General features: G+C 58.7%; 16 protein-coding genes and 1 pseudogene. 9 read left to right on the plus strand and 8 right to left on the minus strand.

Annotation, left to right across the window (positions count from 1 at the left end; all coding sequences use genetic code 11):
* Positions 1 to 407: 407 nt before the first annotated feature.
* Both ACD590_RS08745 and ACD590_RS08750 read right to left on the minus strand, forming a co-directional pair.
* Positions 408 to 821, minus strand: coding sequence for a hypothetical protein (locus tag ACD590_RS08745; protein ID WP_247264263.1), 414 nt, complete (start codon positions 819 to 821; stop codon positions 408 to 410).
* Positions 822 to 871: 50 nt separating this feature from the next.
* Positions 872 to 3288 (minus strand): annotated as a pseudogene (locus ACD590_RS08750) (arylsulfatase).
* Between the two features lie 626 nt (positions 3289 to 3914).
* On the opposite strand from ACD590_RS08750, the gene ACD590_RS08755 reads away from it, so the two are divergent.
* The 7 genes from ACD590_RS08755 to ACD590_RS08785 all read left to right on the plus strand — a co-directional run bounded on the left by ACD590_RS08755 (position 3915) and on the right by ACD590_RS08785 (position 11004).
* The gene (locus ACD590_RS08755) at positions 3915 to 5717 is read left to right on the plus strand and encodes an adenylate cyclase (protein ID WP_439002437.1); all 1803 of its coding nucleotides are present in this window, start codon (positions 3915 to 3917) and stop codon (positions 5715 to 5717) included.
* Positions 5718 to 5935: 218 nt separating this feature from the next.
* Positions 5936 to 6742, plus strand: a complete 807-nt coding sequence (locus ACD590_RS08760; RefSeq protein WP_247264260.1) for a DUF2092 domain-containing protein — start codon at positions 5936 to 5938, stop codon at positions 6740 to 6742.
* On the plus strand, positions 6739 to 6951 hold the full coding sequence (locus tag ACD590_RS08765; protein ID WP_018241862.1) for a hypothetical protein: 213 nt from the start codon (positions 6739 to 6741) through the stop codon (positions 6949 to 6951). The genes ACD590_RS08760 and ACD590_RS08765 overlap by 4 nt, the downstream gene beginning before the upstream one ends.
* Positions 6952 to 6966: 15 nt before the next feature.
* Positions 6967 to 8256 (plus strand): alpha/beta hydrolase, encoded by a 1290-nt coding sequence (locus tag ACD590_RS08770; protein WP_439002438.1) that lies wholly within the window; start codon positions 6967 to 6969, stop codon positions 8254 to 8256.
* Between the two features lie 138 nt (positions 8257 to 8394).
* Positions 8395 to 9177: a hypothetical protein gene (locus ACD590_RS08775; RefSeq protein WP_247264258.1), complete on the plus strand. Its 783-nt coding sequence runs from the start codon at positions 8395 to 8397 to the stop codon at positions 9175 to 9177.
* A 297-nt stretch (positions 9178 to 9474) separates the two neighbouring features.
* Positions 9475 to 10452 carry a formylglycine-generating enzyme family protein gene (locus ACD590_RS08780; RefSeq protein ID WP_439002439.1) on the plus strand — a complete coding sequence of 326 codons (978 nt, stop codon included), beginning with the start codon at positions 9475 to 9477 and terminating at the stop codon, positions 10450 to 10452.
* A 156-nt stretch (positions 10453 to 10608) separates the two neighbouring features.
* The gene (locus ACD590_RS08785) at positions 10609 to 11004 is read left to right on the plus strand and encodes a hypothetical protein (protein ID WP_439002440.1); all 396 of its coding nucleotides are present in this window, start codon (positions 10609 to 10611) and stop codon (positions 11002 to 11004) included.
* 195 nt (positions 11005 to 11199) lie between these two features.
* On the opposite strand, the gene ACD590_RS08790 is transcribed toward ACD590_RS08785, so the two are convergent.
* Both ACD590_RS08790 and ACD590_RS08795 read right to left on the minus strand, forming a co-directional pair.
* Complete coding sequence (locus ACD590_RS08790) at positions 11200 to 11490, minus strand: DUF982 domain-containing protein (protein WP_018241867.1); 291 nt, start codon at positions 11488 to 11490, stop codon at positions 11200 to 11202.
* Positions 11491 to 11630: 140 nt separating this feature from the next.
* Complete coding sequence (locus ACD590_RS08795) at positions 11631 to 11978, minus strand: hypothetical protein (protein ID WP_247264255.1); 348 nt, start codon at positions 11976 to 11978, stop codon at positions 11631 to 11633.
* A 454-nt stretch (positions 11979 to 12432) separates the two neighbouring features.
* Between ACD590_RS08795 and ACD590_RS08800 the strand changes: the two genes are divergently transcribed.
* A complete protein-coding gene (locus ACD590_RS08800) occupies positions 12433 to 12612 on the plus strand; it encodes a hypothetical protein (protein ID WP_018241869.1) in 180 nt (59 codons plus the stop codon).
* Between the two features lie 123 nt (positions 12613 to 12735).
* Here the strand turns inward: ACD590_RS08800 and ACD590_RS08805 are convergent, their stop codons facing one another.
* Both ACD590_RS08805 and ACD590_RS08810 read right to left on the minus strand, forming a co-directional pair.
* Complete coding sequence (locus ACD590_RS08805) at positions 12736 to 13047, minus strand: hypothetical protein (RefSeq protein WP_080764114.1); 312 nt, start codon at positions 13045 to 13047, stop codon at positions 12736 to 12738.
* A 170-nt stretch (positions 13048 to 13217) separates the two neighbouring features.
* Positions 13218 to 13667 (minus strand): DUF3597 domain-containing protein, encoded by a 450-nt coding sequence (locus ACD590_RS08810; RefSeq protein ID WP_247264254.1) that lies wholly within the window; start codon positions 13665 to 13667, stop codon positions 13218 to 13220.
* Positions 13668 to 14066: 399 nt separating this feature from the next.
* Here ACD590_RS08810 and ACD590_RS08815 point away from each other — a divergent pair, with 399 nt between their 5' ends.
* Complete coding sequence (locus tag ACD590_RS08815) at positions 14067 to 14738, plus strand: hypothetical protein (RefSeq protein ID WP_018445476.1); 672 nt, start codon at positions 14067 to 14069, stop codon at positions 14736 to 14738.
* 162 nt (positions 14739 to 14900) lie between these two features.
* Here ACD590_RS08815 and ACD590_RS08820 read toward each other — a convergent pair whose 3' ends face one another.
* Positions 14901 to 15674, minus strand: coding sequence for an amino acid ABC transporter ATP-binding protein (locus tag ACD590_RS08820; RefSeq protein WP_003559021.1), 774 nt, complete (start codon positions 15672 to 15674; stop codon positions 14901 to 14903).
* 34 nt (positions 15675 to 15708) lie between these two features.
* Positions 15709 to 16863 carry an amino acid ABC transporter permease gene (locus ACD590_RS08825; RefSeq protein ID WP_247264253.1) on the minus strand — a complete coding sequence of 385 codons (1155 nt, stop codon included), beginning with the start codon at positions 16861 to 16863 and terminating at the stop codon, positions 15709 to 15711.
* Between the last annotated feature and the right edge of the window lies 1 nt (position 16864).

Here is a 16864-nt window from a genome sequence, read left to right on the forward strand (position 1 = left end):
ATTCGTGCTGATCGAGATGGTAATGGGGGCATGACCGTAGCTGATTCGACCAAACCCATTGCGCAGCATTTCAAGCGCGCCACCGCCGCGAATATGCCTCGGCACCCATCGCTCATACTCTTGCCCTCGAGCAGCCGGGCGACAAATCGAAGACGTTCCTCCATGACCGAAGTCTCTCTCCACGGCATGAGAAACACGAAAGCAGTCATCGTCTCGCTACCGCCTCACATCATCTCTGAGTATGACAAATGACGATGCAGACTGAGCGACTTCTCGGATATCGCGCAATGACCGCAGCGGGTGCATCTGGCCAATTGCGTTGCGGGAAAAAGGCTGCTTTGCAATGACACGGTAAAGGTTGCCAGCAGATTGCGGCAGGTGAACATGAGGATATCGATGACAGCCAGCTAACGGTCTGCGATGCGCGGTGACGCCAATCCGCACGCCACGCACCAGACGGTCAGCCCGACGTGCCCCACGACAACTGGCCAAAACGCGATGCCGGAAATGCCGTGACGGAGCCAGGAAAATGCCAGGATTGCGGTGACGGCAACATTGTAGAGAAGCATTGCCGATACCAGTCCTCTGACGGCCTTGCCTCCCGCTTCGTGCCGCCCAAGCCAGCAGGCGACGGCCAAGGCGAGCACTGCCGCACCAGCGACACGGGCGACGGTCATGTCGACAGGGGTATCTGGCGCTGCCCCGAGCAGCACTTCAATCAGAAGAGCGGGTACCAGCAGCAACGCCAGGCCCGTGGCTGCTTCAACCACGCCCGTCACCGAAAGCAGGAGCTTGGAATTCGCTCGCATGGTTTCAGGCATGTCGCCTCCTTGAACATCTCGGCGTTTGCGTCGGAGACCCACGTTCGCTTCTACTGGCCGAGTTTGAAAGTCAGCTCGTTGATCTTGCCGGTGAACTTGAACGGAGCGCGGTGCGCGTATCCTGCCCGACGTCGAAGCTTTCATCCTCCGGAAAGGTGACCGGGATCGTGTGTTCGACCGAGTTCGTCGCCACGTCCTTGCCGTCCACCGACAGCACGCCTGTGCCGCCTTTTCCCAGGCCTGGACCATCGGACTTGAACGTGAAGACGATCTCGTGTTTGCCGGGTTCCAGTTCCGGCCCTTCCCACATGGTGCGCTTCAGGTCGAGAAGGTTGTAGAGAAACACCACCCTGCCTCGCCCGACGCCGAAGTCGCCCTTGCTGAGGAACAAGCCGTAGCCGCCGAACCGGCCGCCCTCGGTGACGATCATGCCCTCCGCGCCGCCTTCGGGTATCTCGACCTCGGCCGTGATCGTATAGGACTTGTTCAAGACGCTCGGCGCTGCACTGGGCGGCACGCCGCTGAGTTCTCCCGAATAGGCAAACTCGGTTCGTCCGGCAGTCAGGTTCGGGCGCGGCGTGTTCCAGCGGGAAAGCGTCGAATTGTCCAATGGCAGGACGTTGTACTTCTTCGCCTCGGAATAGAAGAGGTCCTGCATCTGCTTGAGCTTGTCCGGCAGCTTGGCGGCAAGGTCGTTGAACTGGGTCGGATCATCGTTGACGTTGTAGAGTTCCCAGTTGTAGCCGCTGATGACATCGGGAGGCGTCGCAGTGCTCAACTCCCATGGACGGGTCGCCGGCGTCGTCGCAGCCACCCAGCCATTGTCGTAGATGGCGCGGTTGCCGAGCATCTCGAAATATTGCGTCGTGTGCCGGGTGGCAGCATCGACATTTGCCTTATCCCATGTGTACATCATGCTCACCCCTTCAATGGGGCGTTGCTCGATGCCGTTGATTGTCTGAGGCGTCGGGATGCCGGTCGCTTCGAGGATCGTGGGCACGATGTCGATGACGTGGTGGAACTGGCGACGGATGCCGCCGACGTCATCGATATGGCCAGGCCAGGACATCGCCACACCTTGAGAGGTTCCGCCAAAATGCGACGGCACCTGCTTCACCCACTTGAAAGGCGCGTCCATCGCCCATGCCCAGGCCGCGGCGAAATGCGGGAAGGTTCGTTCCGATCCCCAGAACGGATACCAAAGCAATTGATCCTTCACCGGCACGGGGATTCCGTTGAAGGTGGTGAATTCGTTCGGCGTGCCGTTCAGCATGCCTTCAGCGCTCGCGCCATTGTCGCCGCCGATATAGATGATCAGCGTATTGTCGAGTTCGCCGAGATCGTCGACGGCCTGAATGACCCGACCGATTTCATTGTCGGCATAGGCGAGATAAGCGCCATAGATATCTGCCTGCTTGATAAAGAGTTTCTTCTCTTCCAGGCCTAAGCTATCCCATTCCGGAAGTTCCTTCGGCCACGGCGTCAGTTGCGCGTTCTCGGGCATGATGCCGAGCCGCTTTTGGTTGGCGAAGATCGTCTCGCGCAGCTTGTTCCATCCTTCGTCGAAGAGGTGCATATCGCTGATCTTCTTGACCCATTCCGGTGTGGGGTGATGCGGTGCATGGGTGGCGCCCGGGACGTAATAGACAAGCCAAGGTTTCTCGGGGGCAATCTCCTTCAATTGCTTCATGTAGTGGATGGCCTCGTCGGCCATCGCCGTTTCCAGGTTCCAGGTCGGATTTCCTTCGAAGGGATAGATCGCAGTCGTATTGCGGTAGAGGTTGGGCTGCCATTGGCTGGCGTCACCGCCGACAAAACCGTAGAAATATTCAAAGCCCATACCCGTTGGCCATTGATTGAACGGCCCTGCCTGGCTCGATTGATAGGAAGGCGTGTTGTGGTTCTTGCCGAACCACGATGTCGCGTAGCCATTCTCCCTGAGGATCGTGCCGATGGTGCCTTTCTCGATCGGGATGATGGAATCATAACCCGGATAGCCCGTCGCAATTTCGCCGACGACCCCGGCGCCGACCGAATGGTGGTTTCGCCCCGTAATCAATGCAGCCCGTGTCGGCGAACAAAGTGACGTTGAATGGAAATTGGTGAAGCGCAACCCCTGGTTTGCAATGCGGTCCATTGCAGGGGTGGGAATGACGCCGCCAAAGGTGCTGGGTGCACCGAATCCCTGGTCGTCCGTCATGATCAGCAATACGTTCGGCGCACCCTTTGGCGGCACGACGCGCGGCGCCCACCAAGGCTGTGACTCCGAGGCTTTCTCCTTGATGACGCCGCCGAAATTCGGTGCGGGAGGCGGAAGCTGCTTGCCGTCGAGGGTGATCGTCGCTCCGGGCGCTCCCGTGACCGCCTGCGCGAATGCCGCAGGACAGCCGCCCAACCCGGTCAAAGCTGTGAAACCCAGCGCGGCGAGCGCGCCGCGAGAAAAGTGCAACGCATTTCGACGGCACATGGAATTTCTCCTCCTGGATAACGTCGCGGCGCGGACCGGTATGGTGGCTGCCAACAGGTGGGCACGACGGCTTCGCGCCCATCGCGACGGGGGCGGACGTCCGCGATGATCGCTCAACGCGATCCACAATCAACGTATGTTACCGTAACAACGGCAGCAACTACGCGGCAGGGCCTTCACCCTGATGCGGCAGCCGATACCGCACGATCATTCCGACCGCCGAAGCAAGTGCGAGGCAACCGAAGACAATTGCGGCGATCGTCGATGCGCTCATGCGGCAAGTCCGCGGCTGTTGACGACGCCATCCCGATTTTGCCGTGTCACCGTTATACCTCGCGCTTGATGAGCCGTTGCTCCAGCAAACCAATTAGGCACAACGGAGCGTGTCGCCACTCCACGGCGGGCACGCTCACTTCGGGTGGGATGTCGACCGCCGATTGCATCCTGGCCGGGGCACTGAAAAAAGCAACGTATGTGACGGTAACACACGGTAAGCCCGCAACTGCCGTGCAGGCAACGCCAAGGCGCGTCCACGACATCTCCGTGGACGCGGATGACTTTGTGCAGTAGATTACACTAATAAAATTTCTGGTAGTTGCGCCCTCAAGAGCGGTGAGGAGCATGTCATGCAGAATGCGATGGCAGCCGATGCTGCACGACCTTCCACGCGACCGCCTCCCGGACCTGATGATATTCGCAGGCAGCTTGAGCGCATCATCGCGAATCCGGAGTTTCCCCACACGGGCCGTAGCGCCGATTTCCTGCGGTACATCACAGAAGAGACGCTCGCAGGCAACGCCAAGCGCATCAAGGGCTATTCCGTTGCGGTGGAGGTGTTCAAGCGCTCCCAAGGCTTCTCGCAGGACGACCCGGTCGTGCGGATCGGGGCGGGACGGCTGCGGCAAAGCTTGGAGCGCTACTATCTTGTAGCCGGACAGGATGATCCTGTTCGAATGGACATTCCGAAAGGGGGCTATGTTCCAACGTTCGTCTGGAGCAGCCCGGGAGACACCAAGTCTTCCGTTGGCGCATCTGCGCCCGCAGATGGACCAGTCGGTATTGGCAGGTTTCACGGGTATGGAAGGTGGCTTGTCGCCAGTCTGTTGATTCCAGCTCTGATATCGACCTTCCTGTATCAGGTGCAAAGCGGATCACCGTCTTTTGTCCGCAATCCGACGGCGATGCCGGAAATGCATACGGCAAGTCTGGTCGTTGCCCCGTTTGCGAATCTTGGTGAGGATCCTAAGGCGGAGATTTTTTCGGCCGGCCTGACCGAGGAGCTTCTCACAGCCTTGCCACGCTTCAGGGAGATCAAGGTCTTCGGCCGTGAGACGTCCAGATCGTTGTCGCCCGAAGTCGATGCTTCTCGCGTCCGGAACGCACTCGGTGCCGGCTATCTGTTGATGGGAGGAGTGCGTATTTCGGGGGACAAGATGCGAGTTACCGCGCGGCTGCTTGATACGGACAACGGCGAAATCCTGTGGTCGCAGATCTATGACGAGAACATGGGTTCGGGCGATCTGTTCGCGATCCAGGCAGACGTCGCAAACAGGGTGGCGACGGCCATTGCTCAACCCTATGGAGTTATCGCGCAGGAAGATGTCGCCAATCAACCTCCCGACGATCTCGGCGCCTATGCCTGCACATTAAGCTTCTACACCTATCGAACCGAGTTGAGTCCGGAACGGCATCGGCAGGTCAGGGATTGCCTTGAAAGTGCGGTCGCTCGTTATCCATCGTTCGCGACCGCATGGGCGATGCTGTCGATCGTCTACCTCGACGAAGATCGGTTCGACTTCAATGCGCGGCGGGGATCGTCCATTCCAATCGAGCGTAGCCTCGTCGCGGCGCGGCGCGCAATCCAGCTTGATCCCGGCAGCACGCGCGCGCATCAGGCATTGATGATGGCGCTGTTCTTCAATCAGCAGCTGGATGAGGCTTTACGCGTTGGCGAACTGGCGCTCGCAACCAACCCGAACGACACGGAACTGCTTGGAGAGTTCGGGACACGCGTGGCGATGGGCGGGGATTGGGCTCGCGGGGCAGCACTTCTTGAGCGGGCCATCGTTCTCAATCCGGGTGGCGGCGGTTACTATCACGGGACACGAGCGCTTGCTGCGTTCATGCTGAACGACGGCAAGACGGCGGTCGCGGAAATCAGACAGGCCGATTTGCAGAAATTCCCGCTATTCCACCTCGTTGCCGCGGTTATCTATGCCGAGAATGGATTTGAGGCTGAGGCACGGCGCGAAGGCGCAAAGTTCGTTGAAATGCGCCCGGACTTCCTGCCCAACTTAGCGGCGGAACTTCAGTCCCGAAACGTCCGCCCCGTGGATCAGGAGCGGTTCAGCGCCGCAATCCGAAAGGCGGGACTGGCCATAAGCAGTCGAACCGCAACCACAGTTTCGACCGTTGGGTCAGGTCTTTGATCCCACAGCCCTGAGGCGTTGTCCGTATCTGCTTTACGGTGCGTGTACTACAGAGCATACCCGATGTTACGAGCGCCGAGCTCGTCTTTGCCGCACAATAGCTGATGCAACAGGACAAAGGGGCGGAGCGAATGAGGCGGTCATCCCTGGATCGCGATCTCATCCTCTCCCGACACGTTTGACTTCGCTCGCCACCAAGACGCAAGGAGCACAGGTCGATGGTAAAACTTTCCTGCAAGCATTGCCTGACCGCAAACTGGCGATCCTCCGTAGCGCTTGCGCTGGCCGTCACGTTGATCTCACCTTTGGCCGCCCGTGCCGAACAGCCCGATGCCAGGAAGCTCGTCAAGGCGATGTCCGACTATCTCTCGGCCCAGAAGGCGATTTCATTCGCCTACGACACCAATTTTGAGATTGTCACCACCGAGCACCAGAAATTACTGCTCGCAAGTTCCGGAAAAGTGGAGATGGGCCGACCCGACAAGCTCCGCGTTACTCGCACCGGTGGCTTTGCCGATGTCGAGATGACCTTTGACGGCAAGACGGCGACGGTCCTTGGAAAACATCTCAATCTTTACACTCAGGCTGATCTGCCCGGCACGATCGATCATCTCGTCGATGAAATGCGGGATAAACTTCACCGCCCGGTTCCCGGCGCCGATCTCCTGCTGCCCAATGTCTATGACGAACTGATGCGCGACGTTGTTGACGTCAAGGATCTCGGAAGCGGCGTGATTGGCGGCGTTGAATGCGATCATCTTGCATTCCGAACCAAGGAACTCGACTGGCAGTTATGGATCGCGCAAGGCGAAAAACCATATCCTTGCCGATACGTGATTACCGCCACACAGGTCGATCTGGGACCGCAATACAGCATCCAGATCAGCGACTGGAAAACAGGCACCGATGTCGTTGCCGAAGACTACAGTTTCAAGAACACCACGGATGCAAAGAAAGTCGAGCTGGAAAAGCTCGTGGACATTGATGAGCTTCCGGATCGTTTCGCAAAGGGAGACAGCAAATGACCTCGTTGCAAAAAATCAAAATCCTGCTGCTGACCATCGTTGTGGCCATGTCCGGTCTTGAACTCGGCGAACGGCTGGCGGTCCCTGGAATGACGGGAATCTTTACGCCGGCCGAGGCGCGTGTCGGGCGGCCCCTCACGCCCGTCAGCGTGGCAGGTGTTGCACGACGCACCGTCAGGCGATGCGCGGTCGGTGTCTATTACTGCTGAAAGCAAAGGGCACCTATGGGGATCAACGAATTGCCTACCAACCTCCTGGTGATTCTCTGCATTTCGCTCATTTTTCTTTCTGGTTGCGGTGGCCATCCCAAGGGCGTCCTTACGCCGATCGCCGATACCTCTTCACCTGGTTTGAGCCGGGTGAACCTCCTTGTCGCAACGACCAGGAGCCGCTCGACCGTTCCCGGCGAGATGTTCTCGGGCGAACGTGCGCTGAAGCCCACCTTTGCGGAAATGACTATCTCCATCCCACCTGACAGTGCCCGCAAGGTGGGAAGTGTCGCATGGCCAAGAAGGTTGCCTCCGAATCCTGCAAGGGATTTCGCGACGCTGAAGGCCAAGGAGATCAATATCGACGCCGCAAAATCCTGGCTCAGCGCCAGCGTGCGCAAGACACCGGATGGAAGCGTCCTGGTGTTCATCCACGGTTTCAACACGCGATTCGAAGATTCCGTCTACCGCTTTGCCCAGATCGTCCATGATTCCCGCGTCCACAGCGCGCCCATTCTCGTCACATGGCCATCGCGCGGCAGCCTGCTTGCCTATGGCTATGACCGGGAAAGTACGAACTACACCCGCAATGCGCTCGAAACGCTGTTTCAGTACCTGGCCCGCGACAAAGAGGTGAAGGAGGTTTCCATCCTCGCCCATTCGATGGGGAACTGGCTGACACTGGAGTCACTGCGTCAGATGGCCATTCGCAACGGCAGGCTGCCGGCGAAGTTCAGGAACGTCATTCTCGCCGCACCCGACGTCGATGTCGACGTGTTCAGCCAGCAGATCGTGGATATGGGCAAGCAGCACCCGCAGTTCACGCTGTTCGTATCACGAGACGACCGGGCGCTTGCCGTCTCGCGCCGCGTTTGGGGAGATGTGTCGCGCCTCGGCGCGATCGATCCGGAGCAATCGCCCTACAAGGAAGAACTGGAGATCAACAAGATCAGCGTGATCGATCTCACCAAGGTCAAGCAGGGCGACCGTCTCTACCACACGAAGTTTGCAGAATCTCCCGAGATCGTTCGGCTGATCGGTTCCAGGATTTCCGACGGGCAGACGCTGAGCGAAGACAAGGTGGGGCTGGGTGACCACATACTCGATGCGACGATCGGAACGGCCGCGGCAGCAGGTCACGCCGCCGGTCTGATCCTCACCGCCCCGGTTGCGGTCGTCGATCAGAATACAAGAGAGAATTATGGGGACAGGGCAAACGCGCTGATAGGTGGCGACAAGCGTGCCCGCACGGCGGCAACGGCCTGTGCCGCGGGACATTCGACGCAGGAATGCCAAAAGCAGTGATTGCTACCGGCGGAACACAATTTATGCGCGCTTGCGTAATGGAAATTTATTTATAATTTTATTAGTTATCTGGAATATTTTGTTTTGGGGGAACTGTCAGGCGGGATTCGCACTCGCTTGCTGATTGAGGGATAGGACATGAAAGCCATCTATATCGCCACCGTCTGCGCCGCGCTTGCGATTGCATCACCTGCCAGGACGGCCGACATCACGCCGCTGACGCCCGATGCAAAGCAGGTGGAAAGCTCAAGCGGGTGGACCTTCACGGTCGCCCCCTATTTCTGGGCGGCCGGCATCTCCGGAGATACCGCACAGTTCGGATTGCCCGAGGTCCACATGGACGCCGACTTCGGCGACCTGCTGTCAAATCTCGACTTTGCCTTCATGGCGGCAGGTGAGGCGCGTTACGACCGCTTCAGCATTTTCGGCGACGTCATCTATACCAAACTCGGGGCGGATGCGAGCACGCCTGCCGGCATCCTGGCCGACAGTGTCGACGTCACCTCGAAGACGTTTGCCGGCCTGCTCGGTGTCGGCTACTCGGTGCTGGAGAGCCCATCCGGCCACCTTGATATCGTCGGGGGTATCAGGGTCTGGTCGGTCGACACGACCATCGGATTCAACGGTGGGCTGCTCGACGGCGTGGAAGGCGACGATGGTGATACCTGGGTCGATGGCATCGCAGGTTTCCGGGGCAATTACTTCTTTACGCCGGAAATCTACATGACCGGATGGGGACTGGTCGGGGCAGGCGGCGCTGATATCGACTGGGACGTCGCATTGGCCCTCGGCTACAAATTCAACGAGACGGTGTCCGCGGTCGCGGGGTACCGGGCATTGGGGGTCAACTACAGCAACGACGGGTTCGTCTTCGACGCCGTGCAGCAAGGGCCGATCGTTGGGCTCGCTATCCATTTCTAGCGGGTGGACTTGGATGGTCGCGATGGGTCGACAAGCGGTTCTCGCACTATTCGAACAGACCGTCAGGTGAATTGTGATGCCGCGGTTCCCGCGGCACCATCAGTTCAAAGCCAGTCGGAGTTTGTCAACGAACGGCAATAGCTTGTCATCCGTCCTAAAGCGTCGATGAGAGGTCGGTCATTGAAGGGCGACCGTTACGGGAGCGGCTTCCTTGATGGCCAAATAGGGATGCAGATATGGTTGAGCTGAGCGGGTACCCGCCGCGCGATGCTCGGCGGTCATACCATGGAGGCGGCAATGGCCTTGGCATTCGGAGCAGAACACGTGCCCGACGATCTGGTGTGGATCGAGGGCCGTACGTTCACCATGGGATCGAACGACTACTATCCGGAGGAGGCGCCGGCCCACCCGGTGAAGGTCGACGGCTTCTGGATAGAGCGGACACCGGTCACGAACCGCAAGTTCATGGAATTCGTAAAGGCGACCGGACACGTGACCGTCGCCGAGAAGGTGCCCGATCCGAAGGACTATCCCGGCGCGCTGCCGGAGATGCTGAGGGCGGGATCGCTGGTGTTCACCCGGCCGAAGTCGGTGAATGGCCCCAATATCTCGCAGTGGTGGACGTTCAAGTTCGGCGCGACCTGGCGGCGGCCTCTCGGCGGTCTGAGCGATCTTCGCGGCAAGCTCGATCATCCCGTCGTCCACGTCGCGTGGTCCGACGCCAAGGCATATGCCGACTGGGCTGGCCTCGACCTGCCGACCGAAGCGGAATGGGAGCTCGCGGCGCGCGGCGGTTCGGACGACACGGAATATGCATGGGGCGACGAATTCATGCCGGACGGCGTCGCCATGGCCAACACCTGGCAAGGCGTCTTTCCCACGACGACGACAAAGCCGAAAGGCCATGAGCGCACCTCTCCCGTCGGCTTGTTTCCGGCAAACGGCTACGGCCTCCAGGACATGATCGGAAACGTCTGGGAGTGGACGTCCGACTACTGGTCGACACGCCATCCGGAGCCTGCCAGCCATTCGTGCTGCATTCCAAGCAACCCGCGCGGCGGCGATGCCGAGGCGAGCTTCGACCCCCGCCAGCCCGAGATACGCATCTATCGGCGCGTGCTGAAGGGCGGATCGCATCTCTGCGCTCCGAACTACTGCCGTCGTTATCGCCCGGCGGCTCGTCACGCCGAGCCGGAGGACACCTCCACCAGCCATGTCGGGTTCCGTTGCATCAAGAGAAAACCCGCGACCGGAGAAGCTAAGACCGCACCTTGATTTCAGAACGATACCCGTCGGACATGACATCTCCAGCGCTTGCCCTTTCGCGCTGGGGCGAGTTCAGCCTGCGGTATGGGCAGCTAATCACAATAGGTGGGATGTCGTTTCGCCCGATGGGTTGTAATTTGGCCGTCAATCTTTAGGGGCCCAAACATGAGAAACATCCTTTCGAGCGTTGGTGCGGCGGCACTCTTGCTGTCGGCAGTGAACACCTATGCCGCCGATCTCCCGGCAGGGGCCAAGAAGGTCACGATGGAAGAGTTCAAAGCGTTTGCTGATGGCAAGCCTGTAAAGGTGGAAATTCTCGATCTGGAAAAGCCCGTGACCGCTGATCTCGTATGGAGTTGGAAGAAGGGCACCATTACCGGTAAGGCGGATGTCGGCGGCAAAATGATCGACGTGAAAACGAAACTCACGTTCAGGGGCGATAAAGCTTGTTCCAACGGTAAAGGCGAAAAGCCAAATTGCCACTTTATCTATATCGACGGGGATAAGTTCTATGAAGTTCGAGATGACATGAAAGTCCATGCAATCTCGACTGTCGGGTGAGGTTGGGGATCTCTCCGCTCACTGCCGCGGCTCAATCTGGGAGGGCTCATAGAACCCGGTGCTACCCCGCACTTCCCCCAGCCCTTATACGCGGCAAGCTGCAGCTTTCCGTCATCCGTCCAAGCGGTGTATTCGGCTTCGGCGATCAGCGTCGGCTGCGCGCCTATTGCGTGTTGCCGGATCCAGGCAGTGATCTCAGTGAACCACCGAGAGGTAGCGGATGCCGGCTTCATCAGCCGCTCTCATCAGCGCTTCCCGCGCGGCGTTTGGGGGCGTGGTGCCGCGGATGGCGTCGAGGCATGTCCTCACTGCCACGACATACTCCTCGCCATCATCCCCAGGCCATTCGGAAATGAGCATGGTGGCTGCGTCGCCGAGGGTCCTGACGACGCTGTATTTATCTTGGCCGCTCATGAGGATCCTCAGTGCGGGAAACTGATGCGATGTGTACCGATTCATGACATTTGGTCCTTGCATCATAAACATATTAGTAACTCTGCAAGAAGCGTTCCAACCGGAGCTGCAGCATGATCATCCGCAGATGGTTCCGCAAAACTGTCGGCAACTGAACGGGGAGGTCAAGTCCAATTGAAGGAATTATCCAGTCGCAGAGTGATCAAGCCGATCTACGTCAAAGCGCTGCGGAGCAGATCCGAATTGATCTTGGGGTGCTTCTCGGACGGATGATAGGCTCCAATTAGGGCCGCCGTTACCATGATCGACACCGAAGGGAATGATGCGACGATGCTCAACACGGGAACCGGAGAGTTTCGACCCGCCCAGAGGAACACAAAGCCAGCCGCGAAAGCAAAGAACCAAAAGACCAGGACTTCGCCCATTGTCCCCGCGAATACCTCCATTGCTCCAGAGGACACCGAAGCCACGGTGTCCAATCCTCCAAGCCACAACACGATGTTCATCACCATATCCGCGATGAAGGCCAATACCATCGATCCTATCAAAAGCCGTGACATCTCGTTTCTCCGTTGAAATCTTAAGTTGTTGTTTTGTCAGGCGCAGCTTTCGATCGGATTATCTGGATTGTTAAAATGCTTAGGGCTATTGCCCTCTTGTCCGATTGGGCAGCAATTCAAAGCAATGATTACACAACCAGGTGGCCGGGAACTTGTTTTAAACACATTGCCGTCCTATTGATTCTTCTATCGAAATTGCTTGTCGAGCTTGGTTTGCGCCCCGGCGTCCCAGCTGATCTTTCCTTTCAAAATCGATTTCTGCGCCGCCCGGCAGCCGCCGGAGGGTGATTGTCATGCCGGTTGAGGGGGAATCGTCATGAACGCAGGCAATTCTTTGATCGACGCAAGCCTCCGCCAAACACCCATCGCCGCTGCCTGATATGCCTTCGGTCTTTGACCGCGGATGTCAGTAGCGGCATTCCGGCTGGGTTTTCCAGCCATTGAGGAGAATTTCATGAGCAAGACCAATGCAGAGGCACTGTTGCGCAAAGCGCAGCGCCAGGTTGCCAATACCAGCGGCGGTGGCCATCTCGGCGGCACCAACTTCGGTCAGGGCAATGACGCTAAGACCTCGTCCGGAAGCGGCAATCGCCCGGCAGGCAAGGGTCGTCCACCAACTGGCGGCAAACGCTGACGACAGCGCCGCGCGTCTTTCCGATTTAAGGAATTATGCAGAGGTCGCAGCATCTCGATTGAAGACAGCCCCGCCAAAATGGCGGGGTTCTTGTTTGATAGGCCCTGAAGGGCCAGTCTCTTCTCAGCGATCCAGGAAGTGATCGAAGTAGACCTGGGGGATGGGGTACGCGTAGACGCCTCTGTCGACGAAGCTGTACCTATAGAGGCAACTTCTGAGAGCCGCATTGTAATGCAGGCTTCGCGGGTCCGGCGAGCCTCGTCGCCATGAGCCTGCTTCCGGCACGCAGCGTTGAAGCGCTTTATCGTATCGAGCCAGGAGCGCCGGGTCGGTATCGACCCGAATGCCGCTGTAGGAATGATAGTTTGAAGGAGATTCTGCGGCCGATATACAGCCGAGGCTAAGTGCAAGACCAACGACTACCATCAATCTCATCGGATTTAATTCCCCCTGATCGATTATCGAAGTATCGAGCGGAACGTTATTCGTTCCAGTGCCTGCGGGCAAGGGGACCTGCCGGCCCCCGGTCTGATCGGCCGTGACCTCGGCGGAACAGCAATCGCATAGCTGCCACCACAAAAATGGCGGCAGCCATCCGTCATCGATCAATCCAGGAGATCGGCAGGTACCTTGCCGCCATTTTCCGAAAGCCGCTTCATCAGCGCCTTGTGCAGCCACATATTCATTTTTGCGGAATCGTTGCTGTCGCCCGTATAGCCGAGTTCAGCGGCAAGTTCCTTGCGCTCGGTCAGGCTTGCATCCATCCCGACGGCTTTCATCAGGTCCACGATCGAGCGGCGCCAATCGAGCTTCTGGCCGCTCTTCTTCACTGCCGCGTCAAGGATCGGGACGATATCGACTGTGCCTGTGCCTGGAGCAGTGGCCGTGGGGGCCGGCTTGCTCTGCGGGGCAGGGGCCGCAGGCGTAGGACTGGGCGCTGCCGACGGTGAGGTAGGCGCTTGCGCCGGCTCTGTCTTCGGCGCGCCGGCAGCAACGGGTTCGGCTGCTTTCGCCTCTCCGAAAATTGCATGTTTGATCTTGTCGAAAATGCCCATTCTAAACCTCCAGTTCCATCAGATGAGAACAAGCTGAAACATGGACTTCGCGCCTGATATATCCAGACGGAAGGGGAGTTATTTTTAGCAATCTAAATCGGAGGTGGAAAAGTCAATTCGAGGGAAGGGTGTAGTCGACCTGCGCGAAAACGCTGCAAGTGGATTAATCGCCGCCAATGGTATCGCAAACTGAGATTTGCTTGCTGGCCCTAAGTTTCCTGGCGCAATGGGGGAGGAAATACACTGTCGGCTCTCCAGCCGCTGCGATATATGTTTGCTTTTGGCGCAGTCTGTCAGATAATTCGTATTTCAATAACCGTGAAACATCATCGCACGCTACCGAACCGACTTGCCGCGCCGTCTCGTGAAACATTCGTGATCCCTTCACGTTGCCTTGCCATGGACGTCCTGGAGTTGCAGGCGTCCGATCGATCGAAGGCACGCGCGTTCCTCGATTTTCGACTGCCGGACAGATCGTCCGACAGAATGGAAACGGAGGAAAACATGACCCGTAATCACAAGACACTATCCCTTGCAGTGCTCGCGTCCAGCTGCGCCCTCCTTGCCATGCCGGCAAGCGATGCGCGTGCGCTCGATGTCGGCGTGTCGGTGAATGCCGGCAATGCTGTCAGCGCCGATGTCGGCGCGTCACTCGGCGGCGGGAGTGGCATCAGCGCCGATGCCAATGCTTCCGTCGGCGGTTCGAACGGCGTCAATGCCGATGCGACCGCCAATGCTGGCGGCGGCCGGGGCATCAATGCCGATGTCAATGCACGCGTCGGCGGTTCTAGCGGAATCGATGCCAAGGCCACGGCCTCGGTTGGCAACCGTAATGACGTCGATGCCAATCTCGCCATCGGCGGGGTGGATGAAGCTGGCGGCAGCAATACCACGGCTGCGCCCGGCAGCACGCTCAGCGCGTCGCGGGCACGTACCCTGGAGGCCTTTCGCAGCATGCCTGTCAATGACCAGCGCAAGATGCTCGTCCGTTGCGCCGACATCTCCGCCTCCGGCGGTGATTCCGGCCTTGCCGGTCTCTGCAGTCTGCTGCAGGCGACCGCCTCCCGCTGAACATACAAAACCCGCCGAGCCAGCGGCTCGGCGGGTCCTTTTCAAAGGATGCTTCGATCTAAAGCATGTTGCGCAAAACTGTGCAGCAGTTTTCCGACAACGACATGCGTAAAAACAATGACCTAAAGCGCGAAGAGCGAATCTGAAAGATCGCGACGCGCTTTAGTGCAGGATCTGGCTGAGGAACAGCTTGGTGCGTTCGTGCTGCGGGTTATCGAAGAAGGCGGCCGGTTCGTTCTGTTCGACGATTTGACCCTGGTCCATGAAGATAACCCGGTTGGCGACCTGGCGGGCAAAGCCCATTTCATGCGTGACGCAGAGCATGGTCATGCCTTCTTCGGCAAGCCCCACCATGGTGTCGAGCACTTCCTTGATCATTTCGGGATCGAGTGCGGAGGTCGGCTCATCGAACAGCATGATCTTCGGGTTCATGCACAGCGACCGGGCGATCGCCACGCGCTGCTGCTGACCGCCGGAAAGCTGTCCCGGATACTTGTTGGCCTGCTCCGGAATCTTGACCCGCTTCAGAAAATGCATGGCCACTTCTTCGGCCTGCTTCTTCGGCATCTTGCGCACCCAGATCGGCGCCAGTGTGCAGTTTTCGAGGATCGTCAGATGCGGGAAGAGGTTGAAGTGCTGGAACACCATGCCGACTTCGCGCCGCACCTCGTCGATCTTTTTCAGGTCGTTGGTGAGCTCGGTGCCGTCGACGATGATGCGACCCTTCTGATGCTCTTCCAGGCGGTTGATGCAGCGGATCATCGTCGACTTGCCCGAGCCCGACGGGCCGGCAATGACGATCCGCTCGCCGCGCATGACCTTCAGGTTGATGTCGCGCAGCACGTGGAAATCGCCGTACCACTTGTTCATGTTGACAATCTCGACCGCCACTTCCGTCGCGGAAACGGTGAGCTTTTTCGCTGGAGCTTCAGCCATGATATTTTCCCTCATTCTTATCGTTTTAGCGTTCTTATCGTTTGTGGCCGGTATCGAGATGGCGTTCCATGAAGCCTGAATAGCGCGACATGCCGAAGCAGAACAGCCAGAAGATAAAGCCCGCGAAGATCAGACCCGTGATCGGCGTGACGGCGCTTGCCCAGTTGGCATCGGAGAAGTTCAGCTTGACGATGCCAAGCAGATCGAACATGCCGATAATGGTGACCAGCGACGTGTCCTTGAAGGTTCCGATGAAGGTGTTCACGATGCTCGGGATGACCAGCTTGATGGCCTGCGGCATGATGATCAGCCGGGTCTTTTGCCAATAGCCGAGGCCAAGCGAATCGGCGCCTTCGAATTGTCCCTTCGGGATCGCCTGAAGGCCGCCGCGGATCACTTCCGCCATATAGGCCGAGGTGAAGATCGACACACCGATCAGCGCCCGAAGCAGTTTGTCCACGTTCCAGCCTGTGGGAAGGAAGAGCGGCAGCATGACACTTGCCATGAACAGAACGGTGATCAGCGGAACGCCTCGAATGACCTCGATGAAGGTAACGCAGAGCATCCGGATGACGGGCATCTTCGAGCGGCGCCCCAGCGCAAGCAGAATGCCGCAGGGTAAGGAGACGGCAATACCGACAAAGGACAGGACGAGCGTCACCATCAGCCCGCCCCAAAGCGGAGTGTCCACCACTTCGAGGCCGAAGCCGCCGTGAAGAAGCCAGAAGGCGAGGACCGGCAGAACGGCGAACAGAAGAATGGCGTTCAGGCCCTTGCGCGGCGCCGAAGGGATCAGCATCGGAACCAGCAGCAGAATGAACAGGATCCCGACGATCGCCGGTCTCCAACGCTCATCCAGCGGATAGCGGCCGAATATAAACTGATCGTACTTGGCGCTGACGAAGGCCCAGCATGCACCACTCCAGCCGTCAGGCTGAATGCCGCCCTGGATCGTCGTCGCGCAGAATGTGCGGTCCGGCCCGGTCCATACGGCCTGGATGAACAGCCAGTTGACGAGATGCGGCACGGCCCATGCGATGAGCGCAAGAGCCAGGATTGTCAGGATCACGTCCTTCGGGGTTGCCAGGAGATTGCGGCGTATCCAGGCGACGGCTCCCCTCTCGCCGGGGGGCGGTGGTTCGGCGGCAAGGATGGACGTTCTGACGAAGGGTTTATCGGCGACCGACATC

The organism is Rhizobium sp. 862_C5_N1_2, from assembly GCF_051811205.1.
Taxonomy (GTDB): domain Bacteria; phylum Pseudomonadota; class Alphaproteobacteria; order Rhizobiales; family Rhizobiaceae; genus Rhizobium; species Rhizobium leguminosarum.

Coding starts and splice junctions, on each gene's coding strand:
- ACD590_RS08745 (WP_247264263.1), bottom strand. CDS start 821: ATGCCTGAAACCATGCGAGCGAATTCCAAGCTCCTGCTTTCGGTGACG.
- ACD590_RS08755 (WP_439002437.1), top strand. CDS start 3,915: ATGCAGAATGCGATGGCAGCCGATGCTGCACGACCTTCCACGCGACCG.
- ACD590_RS08760 (WP_247264260.1), top strand. CDS start 5,936: ATGGTAAAACTTTCCTGCAAGCATTGCCTGACCGCAAACTGGCGATCC.
- ACD590_RS08765 (WP_018241862.1), top strand. CDS start 6,739: ATGACCTCGTTGCAAAAAATCAAAATCCTGCTGCTGACCATCGTTGTG.
- ACD590_RS08770 (WP_439002438.1), top strand. CDS start 6,967: ATGGGGATCAACGAATTGCCTACCAACCTCCTGGTGATTCTCTGCATT.
- ACD590_RS08775 (WP_247264258.1), top strand. CDS start 8,395: ATGAAAGCCATCTATATCGCCACCGTCTGCGCCGCGCTTGCGATTGCA.
- ACD590_RS08780 (WP_439002439.1), top strand. CDS start 9,475: ATGGCCTTGGCATTCGGAGCAGAACACGTGCCCGACGATCTGGTGTGG.
- ACD590_RS08785 (WP_439002440.1), top strand. CDS start 10,609: ATGAGAAACATCCTTTCGAGCGTTGGTGCGGCGGCACTCTTGCTGTCG.
- ACD590_RS08790 (WP_018241867.1), bottom strand. CDS start 11,490: ATGTTTATGATGCAAGGACCAAATGTCATGAATCGGTACACATCGCAT.
- ACD590_RS08795 (WP_247264255.1), bottom strand. CDS start 11,978: ATGTCACGGCTTTTGATAGGATCGATGGTATTGGCCTTCATCGCGGAT.
- ACD590_RS08800 (WP_018241869.1), top strand. CDS start 12,433: ATGAGCAAGACCAATGCAGAGGCACTGTTGCGCAAAGCGCAGCGCCAG.
- ACD590_RS08805 (WP_080764114.1), bottom strand. CDS start 13,047: ATGAGATTGATGGTAGTCGTTGGTCTTGCACTTAGCCTCGGCTGTATA.
- ACD590_RS08810 (WP_247264254.1), bottom strand. CDS start 13,667: ATGGGCATTTTCGACAAGATCAAACATGCAATTTTCGGAGAGGCGAAA.
- ACD590_RS08815 (WP_018445476.1), top strand. CDS start 14,067: ATGGACGTCCTGGAGTTGCAGGCGTCCGATCGATCGAAGGCACGCGCG.
- ACD590_RS08820 (WP_003559021.1), bottom strand. CDS start 15,674: ATGGCTGAAGCTCCAGCGAAAAAGCTCACCGTTTCCGCGACGGAAGTG.
- ACD590_RS08825 (WP_247264253.1), bottom strand. CDS start 16,863: ATGTCGGTCGCCGATAAACCCTTCGTCAGAACGTCCATCCTTGCCGCC.